Here is a 16,186-nt window from a genome sequence, read left to right as displayed (position 1 = left end):
GATGCTTCTGCTGGCCGCTGCGCTGCTGTTTCTCGCCGCCTTGCTCCTGCTGGGCAACGGCTTGCTTGAGCAACGCCGGCGCGAACGCCAGGTTGCCCAGCGACTGCAAGGCAACATGACCCGCGACAACCGCCTGGGCAGCTGGTTGCGCCTGCTGGGCGACAGCCGTTTCGGCCAGCGCGCCGTGAGCATGGACAGCGAAACCCAGACCTTGCTCAACCGCCTCGGCTGGCGCCGTGCCAGCCAGCGCTCGTTGTTTGCCGCCAGCCAGATCGCCACCCCGGTGCTGCTGGCATGCCTGGTGTTTTTCATCCAGGAGGTGGCGTTTCCCCAAGCCAGCAAATGGCTGATGCCGATGCTCGCCCTGGGGGCTGGCTACTTGCTGCCCAAGCGGATGCTGGCCTACGCCGCCCAACGCCGGCAGAAACACATCGCCGTGGAGATCTCCACCTTCATCCCCCTGCTGCGCATCCTGTTCGAATCAGGCATGGCCGTGGAACAGGCCTTGCGCGTGCTGGGCAACGAGGCTCAGAAGCTGCTGCCGGAATTGACCCACGAGCTGCGCCTGATCCTGGCGCGAGTCGACTCGGGCCTGGAGCTGGGCCAAGAGATCAACAAGACCGCGACCTTGCTGGCGGTGGACGAATTCACCGACACCTGCGTGATCCTCCAGCAACTGATCCTGCAGGGCGGCGGTGCGATGAAGTCGCTGCAGGCGCTCAAGCAATTGCTCGATGACCGGCGCCTGACACGCCTGCAGGAATACATCTCGAAAATGTCGGCCAAAATGTCGGTGGTGATGATGCTGTTTCTCTTCCCCGCCCTGTTGATCGTGCTGGCCGGGCCGGGTTTCACCGCCATTGCCCGGGCCTTTGCTTCCTAGAGGGAATTTGATGAAAGCCATGATTGTCGCTGCAAGCCTGCTGCTGCTCGGCGGATGCGCCAGCAACGGCCAGCCACCATGGGCGGCCCTGACCAACTCCAGCAGTTGCGCCAAACTCAGCTCCGAGCAGGAACTGGCAGTCAGCCTTGCCGATGAAATGGCCAACGACGGCAAGCTGCACGCCAGCCTGGCCAACCTGCAGAGCCTGCCGGACAACCTGGCGCAAGTCCGGGTTCGCAAGGCCCGGGTCTACCGGCTGCTGGGACGCAGCGAGGCCGAACCGCTGTACCGCAGCCTGCTGGGCTCGTGCCTGGCAGCCGAAGGCGAGCACGGCCTGGGTCAGCTGGCAGCAGCCCGGGGCGATAACGGCCAGGCCCAGGCTCACTTGCAACGGGCGGCGCGCCTGGCTCCGACCAACGAGAAAATCCGCAATGACCTGGGTGTGGTCTACCTCAACCAGTTGCGGATCGAAGAGGCCCGCTTCGAGTTCCTCACCGCCATCGAGCTCAAGCAGTCCGAGCCGCTGGCGGCGATCAATATGGTGACCCTGCTGCTCTATCAGGACGACTGGAAGCAGGCGGCGCAAGTGGTCAGCCAGGCCAGCCTGAGCCCGCAGCAGTTCGCCCAGGCCCAGGCCCGTGCCGAACAGCTCAAGACCCCGTCGAAGACCACCGGCCCCGTGACCCAGGTGGCTACAGGAACCACCACCCTGCAGCCTGATGCCGCGCCAGCCAAGGAGCGCTGAAGATGAAACTGCCCATGCTCTGCTGCACTGCCCTGCTGACACTGCCGCTGGTCGCGCAGGCCATCGATGCCGGGCCGTCCTCCCCCCAGCAGCAGGAAACCGAAGGCTGGCTGCTGTTGCAGAACCGCAACCTGGCAGCCTCGCCGCAACCACAGACGGCGACCCCCACCGAACGCGAGCTGGCGTTGCAACGCTGGCTGAAGAAATACAAGTACGAGATTCCGGATCTCTACGACCCGGACGCGGGCGGCAAGGTGGAAAGCAAATAGTCGCAAGCTACAGCTGGCGGTGAACCCGGCACCGCCAGTGCTTCGCAGTCAGTGTGCCGTCACCCGCTGGCGCAACCCCGAATTGCTCGGAGACAGCGCCAGGGCCAGCTGGGTGCGATTGTGCATGTGGGTCAGCCGCAGCACCTGGGAAACATAGAGTTTGACGGTGTTTTCGGTAATCCCCAGCTCACAGGCGATCTGGTAGTTGGTCTGGCCCTTGCCCACCAGGCGCGCGACATCCAGTTGCCGTGGCGAAAGCTGATTGAAGATCGTCGGGATTTCGATGCTGTCGGCATCGCCGCCGCCCTCGCCCCGGGGTTCTTCGTTGCGGCTGGAGGCTGGTGCACCCCGGACCTTGTCCAGGTCCTGATACAGATCGTCGATGGATTCCGAGAGAAACTGCAGCTTCTGGTTCAGGTGCCCCAGGTGCAGGTTTTTCTGCCGTTCCTGCAAGGCGACTTCCTGACGCTGCAAGCCTTCCAGGAGTTCGTCCAGATCGATGGGCTTCTGATAGTAATCGGCGATCCCGGCACGCAGGGCCTTGATCACATCCTGCTTGTCGGATTGGCCGGTCAACATGATGGCCTCGAACACCCGTTGCTTGCCGGCAATGCGCTGCAGCTCCTGCACCAGTTGGATACCGTCCAGGCCTGGCATGTGCAGGTCGCAGAGCACCAGGGAGATTTCCGGATCCTTGTTGAAGCACTCCACGGCCTCGCGGCTGGACTGGCAAGGAACACAACGGTAACCACTGCTTTCAAGAAACTCGCAAAGTTCTTCGACAATCAGTGGCTGATCATCGACCACGAGCACTTTCATCTGTGAGGTGAGCTTGTTCACGTGCTACTCCGTGCGGGCCCATCGATGACGGGCCACTCCTGTGCTGCGACGCATGATCCGGGCAGCTACAACTTAAAACCTAGATCTACTTTCCGACTATGTACATCGCATTAATCAGCCCGGCGACTAGTGGATCACGCTCACAGTTAAGACCATTCCGAGCAGGACAAAAGGGGCAAAGGGGTATTTTTTTGACAAGTGCTTTGCCGGCTCCCCGGTCGAGGGCTCAAGCCCTTGTTTTGGCTGTAGGTCGAGCCTGGCAGCGATCAGCAGCCACAGCAGGCTGCACAGCCCGGCCCCGATAAACGCGCCCAGCAGATGCTGGGTATCGGTGGCCAGCCCCAGGGCCGCCATCAGCTTCACATCCCCCGCGCCCATTCTTCCCGTGGCATACCCGGGCAAGGTGAACAGCAAGGCCAGCAGCAGGGCCCAGCCACCTTGCGCGGCACTGCTCCCGAGCCAGGTAGTGCCGGTCCATGACAGGTAGAGAGTGGCCAGCAGCGCAGCGCCCAGGGTCAAAGCGTTGGCGATATGCCGCTGACGCAGATCCTGCAGCGCGCAGATTGCCAACCAGATCCACAAAACCAATAAATGCATCGGCCGAAACGGTCCCTTTTTCCGGAAAGATCCTATGCTTAATGAACATAGTGGTTGTCAGGGTAGACGCACTGATGAAACCGGGCCTCCCTAGAAAGCAGAAAGGCGCTGCAGCGATCGAGTTTGCTGCTGTGTTCGTGATTTTTTTCGCGGTGTTCTATGGCCTGGTCAGCTACAGCGTGCCGCTGCTGATGATGCAGTCCTTCCATCAAGCCACCGCCGAGGCAATCCGCCGTGCGGTGATGGTCGATCCCAACAGCGCCAACTACGCCACCACGGTGCAGAACCTCGCCAACAGTGTGATCCAGACCCAGACCCAGTGGATTCCAGCGGCCTTCAACTTTGCCGCCACCGACTACAGCGCGGTGTACAGCGCCGGCGTGCTGACGGTCTCGGTGAACTACCCCACCCTCAAGCTGAACCAGGTGCTGCCGCTGCTGGTATTGCCGGTTATCGGCACCGTGCCCAACCTGCCCAGCAACCTTTCCGTCACTTCGAGTCTGCAGTTTTGACCTCTGGCGACAAGCTCTTCGGTCGCTTCCTGGGCCGCCAGCCGGCGGTCGCTGACGAACCCCAGGCAACCGATGCGCCCCAGGCCATCGGCCTGTTGCTGGTGCTGGATCAACAGGGTCGGATCCTGACCACCAGCGGGCCCTTGCGCCATGCCCTGGCCCAACTCCCGCCGAGTGCCGAACCAGCCCATCTGCGGGACTATGTGGTGCCCGGCAGCACCCAGGCGCTCGAAGGCCGCCCCGCCGACTGGAGCGGGCAAGTCCTGGACCTCGATTTTCGCGGGCTCGGGGTGAAGACCCTGCACCTGCGCGGCTGGGTCCAGCGTCAGGCCCAGGAATGGCATCTGCAGCTCCTGGATATCGGCGACCTGATCCTGCAACGCGAACAGGCCTTCAGTCGCGAACAGTGCCAGGCCTTTGCCGCGCAGATCAGCGAACAGATCCGCCTGTGCGGCCTGCCGCGCCTGAAGGAGGTGCTGCACGAGCAACTGCTCGACCTGGCCCGCTTCTGGCACATCCCCTGCGTCGGCCTGGCACTGCTGGATGAGCAAGAGCAAAGCTGGCTGATCCACAGTTGCTGCAACGCCCACGACGCACCACAGCTGTGGCAGGACGGCCAGGCCCTGGGCACCGGCCTCGACAGCCTGAGCGGCAACATGCCCCTGCGCCTGAATCAGGTTCCCGGCTTGAATGAACACCCGCGCCTGCAGGCCATCTTCGCTCACCGCGAAGGGTTCCTGGTGCCTTACCGGGATGATCACGGCGTCGCCGCCTGGCTCCTGTGCGGTGGCTACAGTAGCCAACAGCACGCGCCCAACCTGCTGGACCGCGACTGGCTGATGCTCACCGCAGCCCTCGCCGGGCCGCTGCTCAGTCGCCTGCGCGAACACCGCCATCACCTGCACCTTGAACGCCTGGAAGCCTTGCAAGGCCTGTTGGGGGCCGGGTGGTGGGAGCTGTGCCCAGGCACCGCCGAGATCCTCCTGGCCAGCCAACTGGCGGCATCCCTGCAGGTACCCGAGGGCAATACCCGACTGAGCGTCCAGGCATGGCTGGAGCTGATTCATCCCGTCGATCGGGCCGAGCTCGGCAGCCGCCTGCAGGAGTTGAAGCAAGGCAAGCCCCTGCTGCTCTGCGTGCGCCTGCACAGCCCCGAGCCGACATTCCCAGCGCGCTGGTATCGCCTGCAGGGCCAGGCCCTGGGACGGGGAGAAAACCAGCGCCTGGTGGGCTTCATGCTCGATATCAGCGACATCAAGAACCAGCAGCAACAAGCGGCCGCGGCCCACGCCCGCCTGGACAACCTGATCGCCAGTTCGCCGGCAGTGATCTATGTCCAGCGTTACCTCGAAGGTGCATTGCACCCGAGTTTCTTCAGCGCCAGCCTGCAGCCTCTGCTGGGCTGGACCCTGGAAGACTGCGCGGAGGGCCGGCTGGTGGACTGGCTGCACCCCGAGGACCGCGACCTGTACTTCCAGCGCTGCCGCCAGTTGCTGCGCGCAGGCCATGTCCACAGCCGCTATCGCCTGCGAGATCGCCAGGGCAACTACCACTGGGTCCTGGACGAAGCCAGGCTGCTGCGTGACGACCTCGGCCTGCCGGTCGAGGCGGTCGGCCTGTGGCTGGATGTCACCGAGGCCACCTTGGCCACCGAGCAGGTGCGCCAGAGCGAGGAGCGCTATCGGATCCTGGTGGAGGATTCACCAGCGATGATCTGCCGCTACCGCCCGGACTTGACCCTGACCTTCGGCAACCGGCCATTGGCCGCCTACCTGGAGTGCGCCGCTGCCGATCTGCCAGGAAGCAATCTCGGACAGTGGCTGTCCGCCGAGCAGCGCGAAGGCTTCGAGCGCCGGATCAACCTGCTGAGCCCGGAGTTTCCGGTCAGCACCGCAGAAATCAACCTGCAACTGCCCGGGCGGGAACATGCCTGGTGGGTCTGGTCGGACCGTGGAGTGTTCGATGACCAGGGCCAACTCCTGGAGATCCAGGCGGTGGGGCGCGACAACACCGAGGTACGGCGCTCCCAGCAGCAGCTCACGCAAAGCGCGAAAATGGCCACCCTCGGGGAAATGGCCACCGGGCTGGCCCATGAAATCAACCAGCCCCTGAACGTGATGCGCATGGCCATCGTCAATGTGCTCAAGCGTGTGAACAGTGGCGATATCCAGGTCGACTACCTCACCGAAAAGCTTCACCGCATCGACGCCCAGGTCCAGAGGGCTGCCCGAGTGGTGGACCACATGCGGGTGTTTGGCCGACGCTCGGAGGTGGAACAGCAGCCGTTCGATCCGGCCCAGGCCATCGAGGGCACGCTCTCGCTGCTGGCCGAAGGCATGCGTGGCAAAGGCCTGGACCTGCGCATCAGCGAGCTGGGTTTCGATGTCCGGGTGCTGGGGTTTGTCGACCAGCTGGAACAAGTGCTGATCAACCTGCTGGTCAATGCCCGGGACGCACTGTTGGGCCAGCGGGAAAAACAGCCCGGCTTCAAACCCTGGATTTCCGTGCATGGGCAACGTGACGAACAGTGGCTGCGGCTGTGGGTCGAGGACAACGCCGGCGGCATCGACCCGCGGCTGCTGGAGCGGATCTTCGAGCCGTTCTTCACCACCAAGCCAGTAGGGGTCGGCACCGGACTGGGGCTGTCGGTGAGCTATGGCATCGTCGAGAACATGGGCGGGCGCCTGAGCGTCAGCAACGGCCAGGAAGGCGCGCGCTTCTGCATCGAATTGCCGATCGCCCCGCCGGATCAGATCACCAGGTAGGCCTTGCCGGTCTGCCCGCAGGTCAGGTTGGCGCCTACTTCGACATCCATCAGGTTGATTCCCAGTCCCGACAGCAAGTTGTTCAACAATGGATCAAGCACTGGGCTCAAGAGCCCGGTGATGACCGGCGTCAGCAAGTTGCTGACGCCACTGATGGCCGAGGCCAGGCCCGTGACGATGGCCCCCAGGGGGTTGTTGTTGACGGGTTTGTAGACAATCAGATTGATGCCCGAGAGGGTACTCGCCAGGCTGGAAATGATATTGGTGGTCGGCGCCGCCGTCTGGTAGCTCGGGGTCTGGTTGACGTTGGGGGGCACCGGGAAAGGCGAAGCCGTACTGGAGAACACCAGGTCCTGGGTGTTCTGCGCCACGCTGGTGTTGACCATCACCGCGATTCCCCCTCCCGCGTAGTGCACCACCGGATCGCAGCGGCCCGGCAGGATCAGGAACTGGTAACAGGTACGGACTCCCAGATCCACCAGGGGCAGCGGGGTCACCGTGGGCTCGGCGGATGAGGAGAACGCGTTGGTCGGGTCGATCTGGCCGACTTTCAGGTCGGCGATGGAGGTAATGGTGTGGGCGGTCAGGCTCTTGGTCCCGCTGTTGTTCACCGGGCAACTGTAGTCGGTGACATAGGCGATTGCCCCTCCTGCATCCAGGCTCAGGTCGATCTCCGAAGAAGGCGCAAGTGCCGGGTACAGTTGCTCACACCCGGCGCCCAACAGGCACAGCGTCGAACTCAGGGTCGCCACCAGGTTCAGGCTCAGCAGGCTGTTCAACAACGGCGTCAGCGGCGCCACCAGATTGCTCACCGCCGTGCTCAGCCCCGAGACCCCGGACAGCACCGGCAGATTGATCCGCACCAGGGTTCGCACTTGTGCAGTACGCACATAAATGCGATTGGCCCCAGTGGGGTTGGCCTTGGCCAGGGCAGGGTTGCCGATGGCCGACAACTGCGGCGGCTCGATGACCTTGGTCTGCACCGTGATATTGGCCAGCCCCAGCACGTTGATCGGCAAGGTCGCCGCCACCGCGCTGTTGCTGTTGGACAACTGCACCACCGCCTGCAGCAACTGGAACAGTTGCACGCTGGCGTCCAGGGCCGTGCTCGGCAAGCCCGTCTGCAGTTGCAGGATGTCCCCCAGTTTCAGCGGAGCGGCATTGATCGCCGCGATTTGCAGATTGCCCAGGGCGGTCAGCACATCGGCGGTGGCACCATTGGCCTGGACCACGGTGATCGCGGCCTGGATCAGTTGCGTCACGCTGGTGGTGGTGTTGAGCAACTGGGTGTAGTTGCCCGCCGCCACGCCCAGGTTGATCGCCAGTTGATTGAGGTAGCTCAGCAGGTTGATGTTGGTGTTGAGCAAACCATTCCACCCCACCGCACTCAGGCTGAGGCTGCCCCCGAGCATTCCTCCCACCAGCGGGTTGAGAATGCTCGACTGCGCGGTGCTGACCGTGGCCAGGGTGCTGCGAATGCTCAGTTGCGCCACCGTCGGGGTCGGTGCCGCCGCGACAGCCGTGGCACTGAGCTGGGTGGTGAGGTTGATCGGCCCAGGAGAAAACAGCGCGGCAACTCCCGAGGCGACGCTGATGGGCACGGTGTTGCTGGCAACCACCCGCACGGCTACAGACTGCGTGGCATTGGCGTTGAAGGTGCGCAGGCCGTTGGCCCCGGTGGTGAGGGAACCGCAGGTGGTGGTGAGGGTACTGCCGGTGGCCACGACAAAACCGTTGCGGGTCGCGCTCTGCCCGGCATAGGCGGCGGCGCTCAGGCCGGCCTGGCAATTGCCACCGCGGCTGACCGCCTCCAGGGCTGCGTTATCCGCAACCCGTTGCAACCTGCGCTGCTCCAGGTAGAGCCGGCCGCTGTCCACCACCAGAAGCATGAGCAACAGCGCCAGGGCAAAGGTCACCGCCGCCATCAGGCCAATGGCGCCGCGCTGGTGGGCGGGGCCGGAAAACCGCTTCAGGGGAGACATCGAGGCACTCCTTTACCGGCTCGCAGCCGAGCGCTATCTCCAAGGATGAAAGCAGTGTAGTCAATGCCTGGAGGGCACGCTGGCAGGAGGCCAGCCCGGCTGACTGGCGGCGGGCAAGAGCACCGCAGGCACCTCAAGGTGCTGCCGTGCCCCGGATGACAGGAGAAGGAATGGCCTCAATGAGGCGGGTAGTTCTGCAGGATTCGCATGACCGTGGCGCGGACCGCGGCGCTGCGGTCCGCAGGGTTGGGCGAACTGCTGAGCATCTGCTCGTCACTGCCACGCCAGACCAGCTTGCCGTCCTTGCCGTCCAGCAGGTCGATCTGGATGGTCGCCACCTTGTAGGTGATGTTGCGGGTCTCGTTGTACATCGGCCCGCCCCAGTAGCCGTTCCACGGACCACCCCAGCCTCCGCCGTAGTTGGTGGTGACCTGTTGCTGGCGGTCTTCGACGATCAGGTAGGCCTGGACGTTCACATCGGCCCTTGCACCACCCTGGACAGGGCGCAGGCCACGCTGATCCAGTTGCTCGGACACGGCCTGGCGAATGCGCTGCTCGGTCAAGTCGCTCTTGATCCGCGGATCATCGGGACGGTACTGCAGGGCGGGTTCTTTCCAGCTCCAGCTGCGGTAGGCGCCAAAGTCCCGGCTGGCGTCGAAATCATGGTTGACCTGGTCGGACGCACAGGCGCCGAGCAGCGCGATGCACACCAGTAAAACGACTCGATGGAACATGCTGTTTCTCCACTTCATGGCTGAGGCCTGAACAGATAGCGCTAACTGGGAGGATAGGCGGCCATGGCTTTTTCCACCGCCTCACGTAATGCATCGGCACGCTCGCCGAGGCTGCCGCGACTGCTGGTTTCGGCGCTGGCACTCCATACCGGCTGGCCATTGGCGCCGTCATACAGGTTGACCCGCACCACCACCACTTCCACTTCATAGGTGCGCACCACCGGCACACTGCCGTACATGCCGTAGCCCGGTCCGTAGCGGTTGTAGCCGCCATAGCCTGCGTAACCGTAATCGTCCTGGACCTGGCGCAGGCGCTTCTCCAGATGCAGGTCGGCGCTGACCCACAAATCCGCCGGCCGCTGGTCATGCAGGGGGCGCAGCCCACGTTGATCCAGGGCATTGCTCACCGCCTCGGCGATCTGCGCCGAATCGGCCCAGGCCGAGCCACTGGGCAGGCGGCCGTTGAGCCAGGCCCAACTGCGGTAGCGGCCGTAGTCTCGGGTCGGCGCCGGGTAGGCGCTGCGATCAAAGGTCGTGGCCGCTTGCGGCGGGGCCGGCGGCAAGGGATTGGAACTGGCGACATAGGGGTTGCTGCCCTGACAGGCGGCAAGCCCGGCACACACAAGAATCAGACCCAGGCGGCGTTTCATTGCACACTCCGTTAGACCGGCCGGCACAGCCAATGCAGATAACGCCCAAGCCCGGCAAAACTTGGGTGTCGACGGTGGGCCAGCTCCATCTCCAGCAGATCCGTCAGTTCGGCTCGAGCCTGGAACTCCACCGGCATGTAATCGTGGAACACCCGCACACCGCTCTGGGTTTCGACCTGCCACAAGCCCTCAAGTTGCGCCGCCAGCTCGCGCGGATCAAGCGGTTGTTGCGGGGTCAGGCTCTGCTTCTCACCGGCCATGTCGTTCTTGCGCATCTTGCGAAAGTGGCCCTTGAGCAGGTTGCGGTACACCAAGGCATCGCGGTTGTAGAAAGCCAGGGACAGCCAACCGTCAGCGCGGGTCAATTGGTGCAATACCGGCAGGATCGCGTGGGGTTCGGCCAGCCATTCCAGCACCGCGTGACACAGCACCAGGTCATAAGGCTCGGTCAGTTGCCCCAGCAACTCCTGCCAGGGCGCCTGGATGAAGGTCGCCTGCTGCTCGGCTTCGGCAAAGCGCTGGCGTGCGCCTTCAAGCATCGGCGCGGCCGGCTCGGCCAGGGTCACCTGGTGCCCGCGCTGCGCCAGCCACAAGGACATGTGCCCCAGGCCGGCACCGATATCCAGCACCCGCAACGGCCGTTCCGGCAGGCTTTCCTTGAGATCGGCCTGAAGCACGGCGAGGCGGATCGCACCCTTGGCACCGCCATAGATTTTCTCGGCGAAACGGGTCGCCAACTGATCGAAGTGACGATCGCTCATGAGCAGAACCGCCGTTCGCTGTCCGCCAGCTTGCTGCGCACCACCTGGTCCAGGTCCAGCCCCAACTCGCTGCACAGCAGCAACAGGTAGAGGACGATGTCCCCAATCTCCTGCCCGGCGTGGGCCAACTGGTCGGCCGGCAGTTGCCGCGACTGGTCTTCGGTCAGCCACTGGAAGATTTCCACCAGCTCCGCCATCTCGACACTGGCGGCCATGGCCAGGTTCTTCGGGCTGTGGAATGGCCGCCAATCGTTGCGATCACGAATGGCGTGCAGGCGTTGGGTCAGTTGCTCTAGGTTCATCGGGGTCTCCTGAAGGCGTATAGCTTCCGGGGGATGGGCACGGGACGCAAGGGCGGCATGCGCCGGCAGGTGCAACATCCTCCGGGCGCTCCTATAGAATGTACCCAGCCGCCAGCTTCTATGCTGATGGGGAACTCGCCCCAGGCATCCGTGGCCCAAGGTTGAGCTTCGGCACCCCGCCTCTCTTTCATCAGGACGTACACATGCAGGTAGAAAGCTTCTTCGAATGGCTCGGCCAGGCCATCGGCTCGGTCATCCGGTTTATCGTCGACCTGCTCAGCGGGTTGTTCAATACCCTGACCCACGCCGGAGGCAATTTTATCGACGGGCTGTCCCGGGCCCTGGGCATGGACACCTCGATCATCAGCATCATCACCCTGATCATCGGCCTGATGTTCCTCTACTCGGCAATCCGCGCCTTCATGCGCGCCTCGATCATCCTCGGGCTGATCTGGCTGGTACTCGGCCTCTGGCTGCTGAGCTGGATCATCCATTGATTGCCTGCTGTCCCTGATCCCTCTACTTCACCCTCGGCGCCACCGCGCGCCGGGCTACAATGCTCGCTCTCGCAAGGAGCCCGCATGTCCCCCCTGATCACCGATTGGCGTCATCGCCCCACTCATCGTCGCGTCTGGGCCCTGGCCGCGCCGATGATCCTGTCGAACATTTCCGTGCCCCTGGTGGCCCTGGTGGACAGCACCGTCATCGGCCACCTGCCCCATGCCCATCAGTTGGGAGCCGTGGCGGTCGGCGCCAGCCTCTATACCTTTCTTGCCTGGGCCATGGGCTTCCTGCGCATGGGCGCCACCGGTTTTGCCGCCCAGGCGGCAGGACGCGGCGATGGAGCAGCGCTGCGACAGATCCTGTTGCAGGGCCTGCTGCTGGCCCTGGGCCTGGCGTTGCTACTGGGGAGCATCGGGGTGCCGCTGAGCGGCGCAGCGTTGCACCTGATGCAACCCTCGGCAGAGCTGGAGCAGATGACCCGGACGTTTTTCCACACCCGCCTGCTGGGCCTGCCCGCCGCCCTGGCCAGTTTCGCCCTGGTGGGCTGGTTTCTCGGCACCCAGAACGCCCGGGCACCGTTGATCATCCTGCTCAGCACCAACCTGCTGAACATCGCCCTCAACCTGTGGTTCGTCCTCGGGCTGGACTGGGGCGTGGCCGGTTCGGCCCGGGCCTCGGTCATCGCCGAATGGAGTGGCGCGCTGATCGGCCTGGCCATGACCCGCCCGGCCTTGCGCGCCTACCCGGGCCAGATCGTCTGGGCCGCCTTGCGGCGCTGGCAGAGCTGGCGCCCGTTGCTGGCGGTGAACCGCGACATCTTCATCCGCAGCCTGGCCCTGCAATCGGTGTTTTTCCTGATCACCGTCCAGGGCGCGCGCCTCGGCGATGCGACGGTGGCGGCCAATGCCCTGCTGCTCAATGGCCTGCTGCTCACCGCCCACGCCCTGGATGGCCTGGCCCACGCGGTGGAGGCGCTGTGCGGCCACGCCATCGGCGCCCATGACCGCCAGGCCCTGCGCCGCTCGCTGGTGGTGGCCGGCGGCTGGTCGCTGCTGGCCAGCCTGGGGTTCGCCGTCCTGTTCCTGCTGGGCGGCCACCTGTTCATCGAAATGCAGACCGACATCCCCGAAGTCCGCCAGACCGCCTTTACCTACCTGCCCTACCTCGCCGTGCTGCCGCTGATTGCGGTCTGGAGCTACCTGCTGGACGGCCTGTTCATCGGCGCCACCCGGGCCCGGGAAATGCGCAACGGCATGCTCCTCAGCGTGCTACTGCTCGCACCGTTCGCTTGGGCCCTGCAAGGCTTGGGCAATCATGGCCTGTGGTTGACGTTCCTACTGTTCATGCTCTTGCGCAGCCTGACCCTGGGCGCCTTCGCCTGGCGCCTGGACCGCCGCGACGGCTGGTTTGCTCGTGCTCACTGAACCGCTGTCGACTCGACGAAACCACTGATCCGCTCAAGCACCGGGGCCAGTCTCCGCAGCGGCCGGGACAAAGCGGCAACCAAGGTCGCGTGGCTGGTACGGGAGAAATAGAACTCCTGCACCGGCACGCCTGCCGCCCGCAACCTGCTGGCCAGGCCGCCGGTGTTGCGCTGCGGATTGACCAGGGAATCATCGTTGGAGGCCATCAGCAGCGCCGGCGGAGCGTCGTGGCTGACATGGTTGATCGGCTGCGAGTCCGGCGGCGAGTCGGGATAGAAGAACACCGGGCGCACCTCGATGTTGCGAATGGGCAGAAAGTCATAGGGCCCGGCCAGGCCGATCCAGCCCTTGATGATCCGCGGCGTCAAGTCGACCTCTGCCAGCAACCGAGGATCCAGGGCCAGCATCGCCGCGTTGTAGGCCCCCGAGCTATGGCCCATCAGGTACAGGCGCTGCGGGTCGGCCCCAAAGTCGGCGATATGTTCATGGGTCCAGGCCACGGCCCGGGCCCCATCCTGGAGAAACGCCGGGTAGCGCACCTGGGGATAAAGCCGATAGTCGGCAATCACCACCACCATGCCCCGGGAAGCCAGGGCTTCGCCGACAAAATCGTAGTCGCTGCGTGAACCACTGTTCCAACTGCCTCCGTAGAAGAACACCACCACCGGTGCACCGGGCGCGGCCTGCCTGGGCCGGTAGACATCGAGCCGTTGCCGCGGGTCGCTGCCATAGGCAATGCCCGAGGTCTTGGTGAAGCTGCTGCCGGGGGTGAGGGCATTGAGTACCTTGAGCGGCGAACAGGCTGCCAGCAGGCTGATCAACAGTCCGCTGAACAGTAGACGCAAGGTGTTCCTTGATCGATGAGGCATCGCCAATCCTCTGTGCCTCCACCGCGGAGCGCTTCCAGCAGGCTAGCTGCAAAGACTGAGTTGTGGGCGCTGACAAGCAACAGAACGGGATGAGGCCGGTCATGCGCATACAGGTGGCGAGGGGGCCGGCACGCGCTGGGCACCGTGGGGTGGTGACCGGGGAAGATCGAATTCAGGATTCACGCCCGCGACGCGACCGAACAGGAGCAAACTCCCTGGCCACCAAGCGATAGGGCAGCGGGTACAAAAAACGCCGCCTCCTGATGGACAGGACGCGGCGTTTTTCATGGACCAACAGGCATCAGCGGGGATGCCCAGGGTGTCAGGAAGACAGGTAGGACGAGCGGGTCAGGCCCAGGCGCAGGGCGTCCAGGAACTGGGTGCGCTCGGCCGTACTGATCTTGGCGCTGGCCACCTTGTCGCGGTAGTGGGTCATCAACTCCTCCGGCGACAAGTGCACATAGCGCAGCATGTCCTCGATGGTGTCGTGGGTCTCGATGCCGGCGTGGTACACGCTGCCATTGGCCCGCTGGTAGATGTTCACCGAGTCGGTGTCACCGAACAGGTTGTGCATGTCACCGAGGATTTCCTGGTAGGCGCCCACCAGGAAGATCCCCAGCAGGTAGTCCTCGCCTTCGTTGAGACCATGCACCGGCAAGCTGGTCTCGATGCTCTGCTCGTCGACGTACTGCTTGATCTTGCCGTCGGAATCGCAGGTCAGGTCCTGCAGCACCGCACGGCGCAGTGGTTCTTCGTCGAGACGGTGCAGCGGCAGGATCGGCAGCACCTGGCCGATGGCCCAGGTGTCCGGCAGGCTCTGGAACACCGAGAAGTTGCAGATGTACTTGTCGGCCAGCTTGTCGTTGAGTTCGTCGAGCACTTGGCGGTGGGAGCGCTGGCGAGCCTTCAACGAGTTGTGCAGGCGGCGGCACACGGCGAAGTAGCACTGCTCGGCCAGGGCTTTTTCAGCCAGGGTCAGCTTGCCGTCGGCGTACTGGGCGGCCACATCGCTCATGTAGTGGGTGGCGCGCCAGTAGGTTTCAGTGACCATCTCGATGTCGGTCGGGCCCAGCAGGTCCACCAGCCATTGCACGGTTTCCGGCAGCTCGGCCTTGTTGTCGATCTGCGGCACGTCGTCGTTGTGTTTCTCGACGTCGGTCACCTGTACCACCAGCATCGCGTGGTGGGCGGTCAGGGAGCGGCCGCTCTCGGAGAAGATGTGCGGGTGCGGCAGGTTCTGCGCATCGCAGAATTCCTTGAGCATGCCCACCACCACGCCGGCGTAGTCGTCCATGTCGTAGTTGATCGAGCTGGCATTGCGCGAATGGGTGCCGTCGTAGTCCACGCCCAGGCCACCGCCGACGTCGATGTGATCCACCGGCAGGCCGAGGTTGCGCAGCTCGCCGTAGTAGCGGATGGCTTCCTTGAAGCCGTGCTGGTAGTCCGCCAGGTTGGCGATCTGCGAGCCCATGTGGAAGTGCAGCAGGCGGATGCCCTGGTCCAGGCCGGCAGCGCGGAAGCGTTCGACCACCGACAGCAACTGCGCCGCCGACAGGCCGAACTTGGATTTCTCGCCGCCGGTGTCGGCCCATTTGCTCGACGCCAGGGACGACAGGCGCACCCGCAGGCCCACCTGTGGCTTGACCTTGAGGGATGCCGCTTCCTCGATCACCAGGCCCACTTCGGACTCTTTCTCGATGACGATGAACACGTTGTGGCCCAGCTTCTGGCCCATCAGCGCCAGGCGGATGAACTCACGGTCCTTGTAGCCGTTGCAGACGATGGTGCCGCCCTTGGGCGCCAGGGCCAGGACCGCCAGCAGCTCCGGCTTGGAGCCGGCTTCCAGGCCGATGGAGACGTTCTGGGTGGCGATGATGTTCTCGATCACCGCTTCCTGCTGGTTGACCTTGATCGGGTACAGCGCGGTGTATTTGCTCTGGTACTCCAGGCGCTCGATGTTGGCATCGAAGGCGCCGGTCAGCTGGCGCACGCGGTCCTGGAGAATGTCCGGGAAGCGCACCAGCAAAGGCAGGGACAAGCCGCTCTTGCGCAGCTCCTCGACTTGTTCGAACAGATCGATGGGCAAGCTGCTCGGGCCGTTCGGACGAACTTCGACGCGACCGGCGTCATTGATCGCGAAATACCCGGCCCCCCAATGGCGAATCCCATAGACACTGCGGCTGTCCGCAACGGTCCATTGGCTGCCATCGTCTTTACGTGTGCGTCGTACGGACATCGAAGTCCCCTATAAAGAAGTCATAGAGCGCCGCCCCAATCCAGGGCTGGCGCAGTCTAAAGAATGAAAATGACGATTAGCCTGCAAGGGCAATAGACCGCGCTCGCAGTACT

At 64.1% G+C, this 16,186-nt stretch carries 16 protein-coding genes; 7 read left to right on the top strand and 9 right to left on the bottom strand.

The genetic code is table 11. The features are described from left to right. Position 1 precedes the first annotated feature (1 nt). From ACZ5BO_RS04755 to ACZ5BO_RS04745, 3 genes are read left to right on the top strand one after another with little or no spacing between them, the layout of a single operon-like run. Positions 2-883, top strand: coding sequence for a type II secretion system F family protein (locus ACZ5BO_RS04755; protein WP_025130586.1), 882 nt, complete (start codon positions 2-4; stop codon positions 881-883). 10 nt (positions 884-893) lie between these two features. Beyond that, positions 894-1,628 carry a tetratricopeptide repeat protein gene (locus tag ACZ5BO_RS04750; RefSeq protein WP_025130585.1) on the top strand — a complete coding sequence of 245 codons (735 nt, stop codon included), beginning with the start codon at positions 894-896 and terminating at the stop codon, positions 1,626-1,628. A gap of 2 nt (positions 1,629-1,630) precedes the next feature. Further along, a complete protein-coding gene (locus tag ACZ5BO_RS04745; protein WP_025130584.1) occupies positions 1,631-1,897 on the top strand; it encodes a DUF3613 domain-containing protein in 267 nt (88 codons plus the stop codon). Positions 1,898-1,945: 48 nt separating this feature from the next. Here the strand turns inward: ACZ5BO_RS04745 and ACZ5BO_RS04740 are convergent, their stop codons facing one another. After that, a complete protein-coding gene (locus ACZ5BO_RS04740; protein ID WP_464698497.1) occupies positions 1,946-2,737 on the bottom strand; it encodes a response regulator in 792 nt (263 codons plus the stop codon). A gap of 126 nt (positions 2,738-2,863) precedes the next feature. After that, the gene (locus ACZ5BO_RS04735) at positions 2,864-3,334 is read right to left on the bottom strand and encodes a prepilin peptidase (RefSeq protein WP_025130582.1); all 471 of its coding nucleotides are present in this window, start codon (positions 3,332-3,334) and stop codon (positions 2,864-2,866) included. 74 nt (positions 3,335-3,408) lie between these two features. Here ACZ5BO_RS04735 and ACZ5BO_RS04730 point away from each other — a divergent pair, with 74 nt between their 5' ends. After that, positions 3,409-3,846: a TadE/TadG family type IV pilus assembly protein gene (locus ACZ5BO_RS04730; protein ID WP_464698495.1), complete on the top strand. Its 438-nt coding sequence runs from the start codon at positions 3,409-3,411 to the stop codon at positions 3,844-3,846. Beyond that, positions 3,843-6,611 carry a PAS domain-containing sensor histidine kinase gene (locus tag ACZ5BO_RS04725; RefSeq protein WP_464698493.1) on the top strand — a complete coding sequence of 923 codons (2,769 nt, stop codon included), beginning with the start codon at positions 3,843-3,845 and terminating at the stop codon, positions 6,609-6,611. The genes ACZ5BO_RS04730 and ACZ5BO_RS04725 overlap by 4 nt, the downstream gene beginning before the upstream one ends. Here ACZ5BO_RS04725 and ACZ5BO_RS04720 read toward each other — a convergent pair. From ACZ5BO_RS04720 to ACZ5BO_RS04700, 5 genes are all read right to left on the bottom strand, one after another. Further along, positions 6,596-8,593 (bottom strand): pilus assembly protein TadG-related protein, encoded by a 1,998-nt coding sequence (locus tag ACZ5BO_RS04720; RefSeq protein ID WP_025130579.1) that lies wholly within the window; start codon positions 8,591-8,593, stop codon positions 6,596-6,598. The genes ACZ5BO_RS04725 and ACZ5BO_RS04720 overlap by 16 nt on opposite strands. Before the next feature lie 176 nt (positions 8,594-8,769). Next, positions 8,770-9,327 carry a DUF4136 domain-containing protein gene (locus tag ACZ5BO_RS04715; RefSeq protein WP_464698491.1) on the bottom strand — a complete coding sequence of 186 codons (558 nt, stop codon included), beginning with the start codon at positions 9,325-9,327 and terminating at the stop codon, positions 8,770-8,772. Positions 9,328-9,368: 41 nt separating this feature from the next. Then, positions 9,369-9,977: a DUF4136 domain-containing protein gene (locus ACZ5BO_RS04710; protein WP_025130577.1), complete on the bottom strand. Its 609-nt coding sequence runs from the start codon at positions 9,975-9,977 to the stop codon at positions 9,369-9,371. Positions 9,978-9,988: 11 nt separating this feature from the next. Then, positions 9,989-10,738: a methyltransferase gene (locus ACZ5BO_RS04705; RefSeq protein ID WP_025130576.1), complete on the bottom strand. Its 750-nt coding sequence runs from the start codon at positions 10,736-10,738 to the stop codon at positions 9,989-9,991. Beyond that, positions 10,735-11,040: a MazG-like family protein gene (locus ACZ5BO_RS04700; protein WP_025130575.1), complete on the bottom strand. Its 306-nt coding sequence runs from the start codon at positions 11,038-11,040 to the stop codon at positions 10,735-10,737. Before ACZ5BO_RS04700 ends, ACZ5BO_RS04705 begins: the two co-directional genes overlap by 4 nt. Positions 11,041-11,243: 203 nt before the next feature. Between ACZ5BO_RS04700 and ACZ5BO_RS04695 the strand changes: the two genes are divergently transcribed. Continuing rightward, a complete protein-coding gene (locus ACZ5BO_RS04695) occupies positions 11,244-11,537 on the top strand; it encodes a hypothetical protein (RefSeq protein WP_464698489.1) in 294 nt (97 codons plus the stop codon). An 84-nt stretch (positions 11,538-11,621) separates the two neighbouring features. Further along, the gene (locus ACZ5BO_RS04690; protein WP_464698487.1) at positions 11,622-12,968 is read left to right on the top strand and encodes an MATE family efflux transporter; all 1,347 of its coding nucleotides are present in this window, start codon (positions 11,622-11,624) and stop codon (positions 12,966-12,968) included. On the opposite strand, the gene ACZ5BO_RS04685 is transcribed toward ACZ5BO_RS04690, so the two are convergent. Together ACZ5BO_RS04685 and speA are read right to left on the bottom strand one after the other, a co-directional pair. After that, positions 12,962-13,837 carry an alpha/beta hydrolase gene (locus tag ACZ5BO_RS04685; protein ID WP_464698485.1) on the bottom strand — a complete coding sequence of 292 codons (876 nt, stop codon included), beginning with the start codon at positions 13,835-13,837 and terminating at the stop codon, positions 12,962-12,964. The genes ACZ5BO_RS04690 and ACZ5BO_RS04685 overlap by 7 nt on opposite strands. Before the next feature lie 322 nt (positions 13,838-14,159). Further along, positions 14,160-16,073 (bottom strand): arginine decarboxylase, encoded by a 1,914-nt coding sequence (speA, locus tag ACZ5BO_RS04680; protein ID WP_025130571.1) that lies wholly within the window; start codon positions 16,071-16,073, stop codon positions 14,160-14,162. Positions 16,074-16,186 lie beyond the last annotated feature (113 nt).

The sequence above is a fragment of the Pseudomonas sp. FFPRI_1 genome (genome assembly GCF_055384485.1).
This window is presented reverse-complemented; position numbering and strand designations above follow the sequence as displayed.

Bases quoted from the DNA above. Each gene is read 5' to 3' on its own strand.
- ACZ5BO_RS04755 (WP_025130586.1), top strand. From the start codon at position 2: ATGCTTCTGCTGGCCGCTGCGCTGCTGTTTCTCGCCGCCTTGCTCCTG.
- ACZ5BO_RS04750 (WP_025130585.1), top strand. From the start codon at position 894: ATGAAAGCCATGATTGTCGCTGCAAGCCTGCTGCTGCTCGGCGGATGC.
- ACZ5BO_RS04745 (WP_025130584.1), top strand. From the start codon at position 1,631: ATGAAACTGCCCATGCTCTGCTGCACTGCCCTGCTGACACTGCCGCTG.
- ACZ5BO_RS04735 (WP_025130582.1), bottom strand. From the start codon at position 3,334: ATGCATTTATTGGTTTTGTGGATCTGGTTGGCAATCTGCGCGCTGCAG.
- ACZ5BO_RS04730 (WP_464698495.1), top strand. From the start codon at position 3,409: ATGAAACCGGGCCTCCCTAGAAAGCAGAAAGGCGCTGCAGCGATCGAG.
- ACZ5BO_RS04720 (WP_025130579.1), bottom strand. From the start codon at position 8,593: ATGTCTCCCCTGAAGCGGTTTTCCGGCCCCGCCCACCAGCGCGGCGCC.
- ACZ5BO_RS04715 (WP_464698491.1), bottom strand. From the start codon at position 9,327: ATGTTCCATCGAGTCGTTTTACTGGTGTGCATCGCGCTGCTCGGCGCC.
- ACZ5BO_RS04710 (WP_025130577.1), bottom strand. From the start codon at position 9,977: ATGAAACGCCGCCTGGGTCTGATTCTTGTGTGTGCCGGGCTTGCCGCC.
- ACZ5BO_RS04705 (WP_025130576.1), bottom strand. From the start codon at position 10,738: ATGAGCGATCGTCACTTCGATCAGTTGGCGACCCGTTTCGCCGAGAAA.
- ACZ5BO_RS04700 (WP_025130575.1), bottom strand. From the start codon at position 11,040: ATGAACCTAGAGCAACTGACCCAACGCCTGCACGCCATTCGTGATCGC.
- ACZ5BO_RS04695 (WP_464698489.1), top strand. From the start codon at position 11,244: ATGCAGGTAGAAAGCTTCTTCGAATGGCTCGGCCAGGCCATCGGCTCG.
- ACZ5BO_RS04690 (WP_464698487.1), top strand. From the start codon at position 11,622: ATGTCCCCCCTGATCACCGATTGGCGTCATCGCCCCACTCATCGTCGC.
- ACZ5BO_RS04685 (WP_464698485.1), bottom strand. From the start codon at position 13,837: ATGCCTCATCGATCAAGGAACACCTTGCGTCTACTGTTCAGCGGACTG.
- speA (WP_025130571.1), bottom strand. From the start codon at position 16,073: ATGTCCGTACGACGCACACGTAAAGACGATGGCAGCCAATGGACCGTT.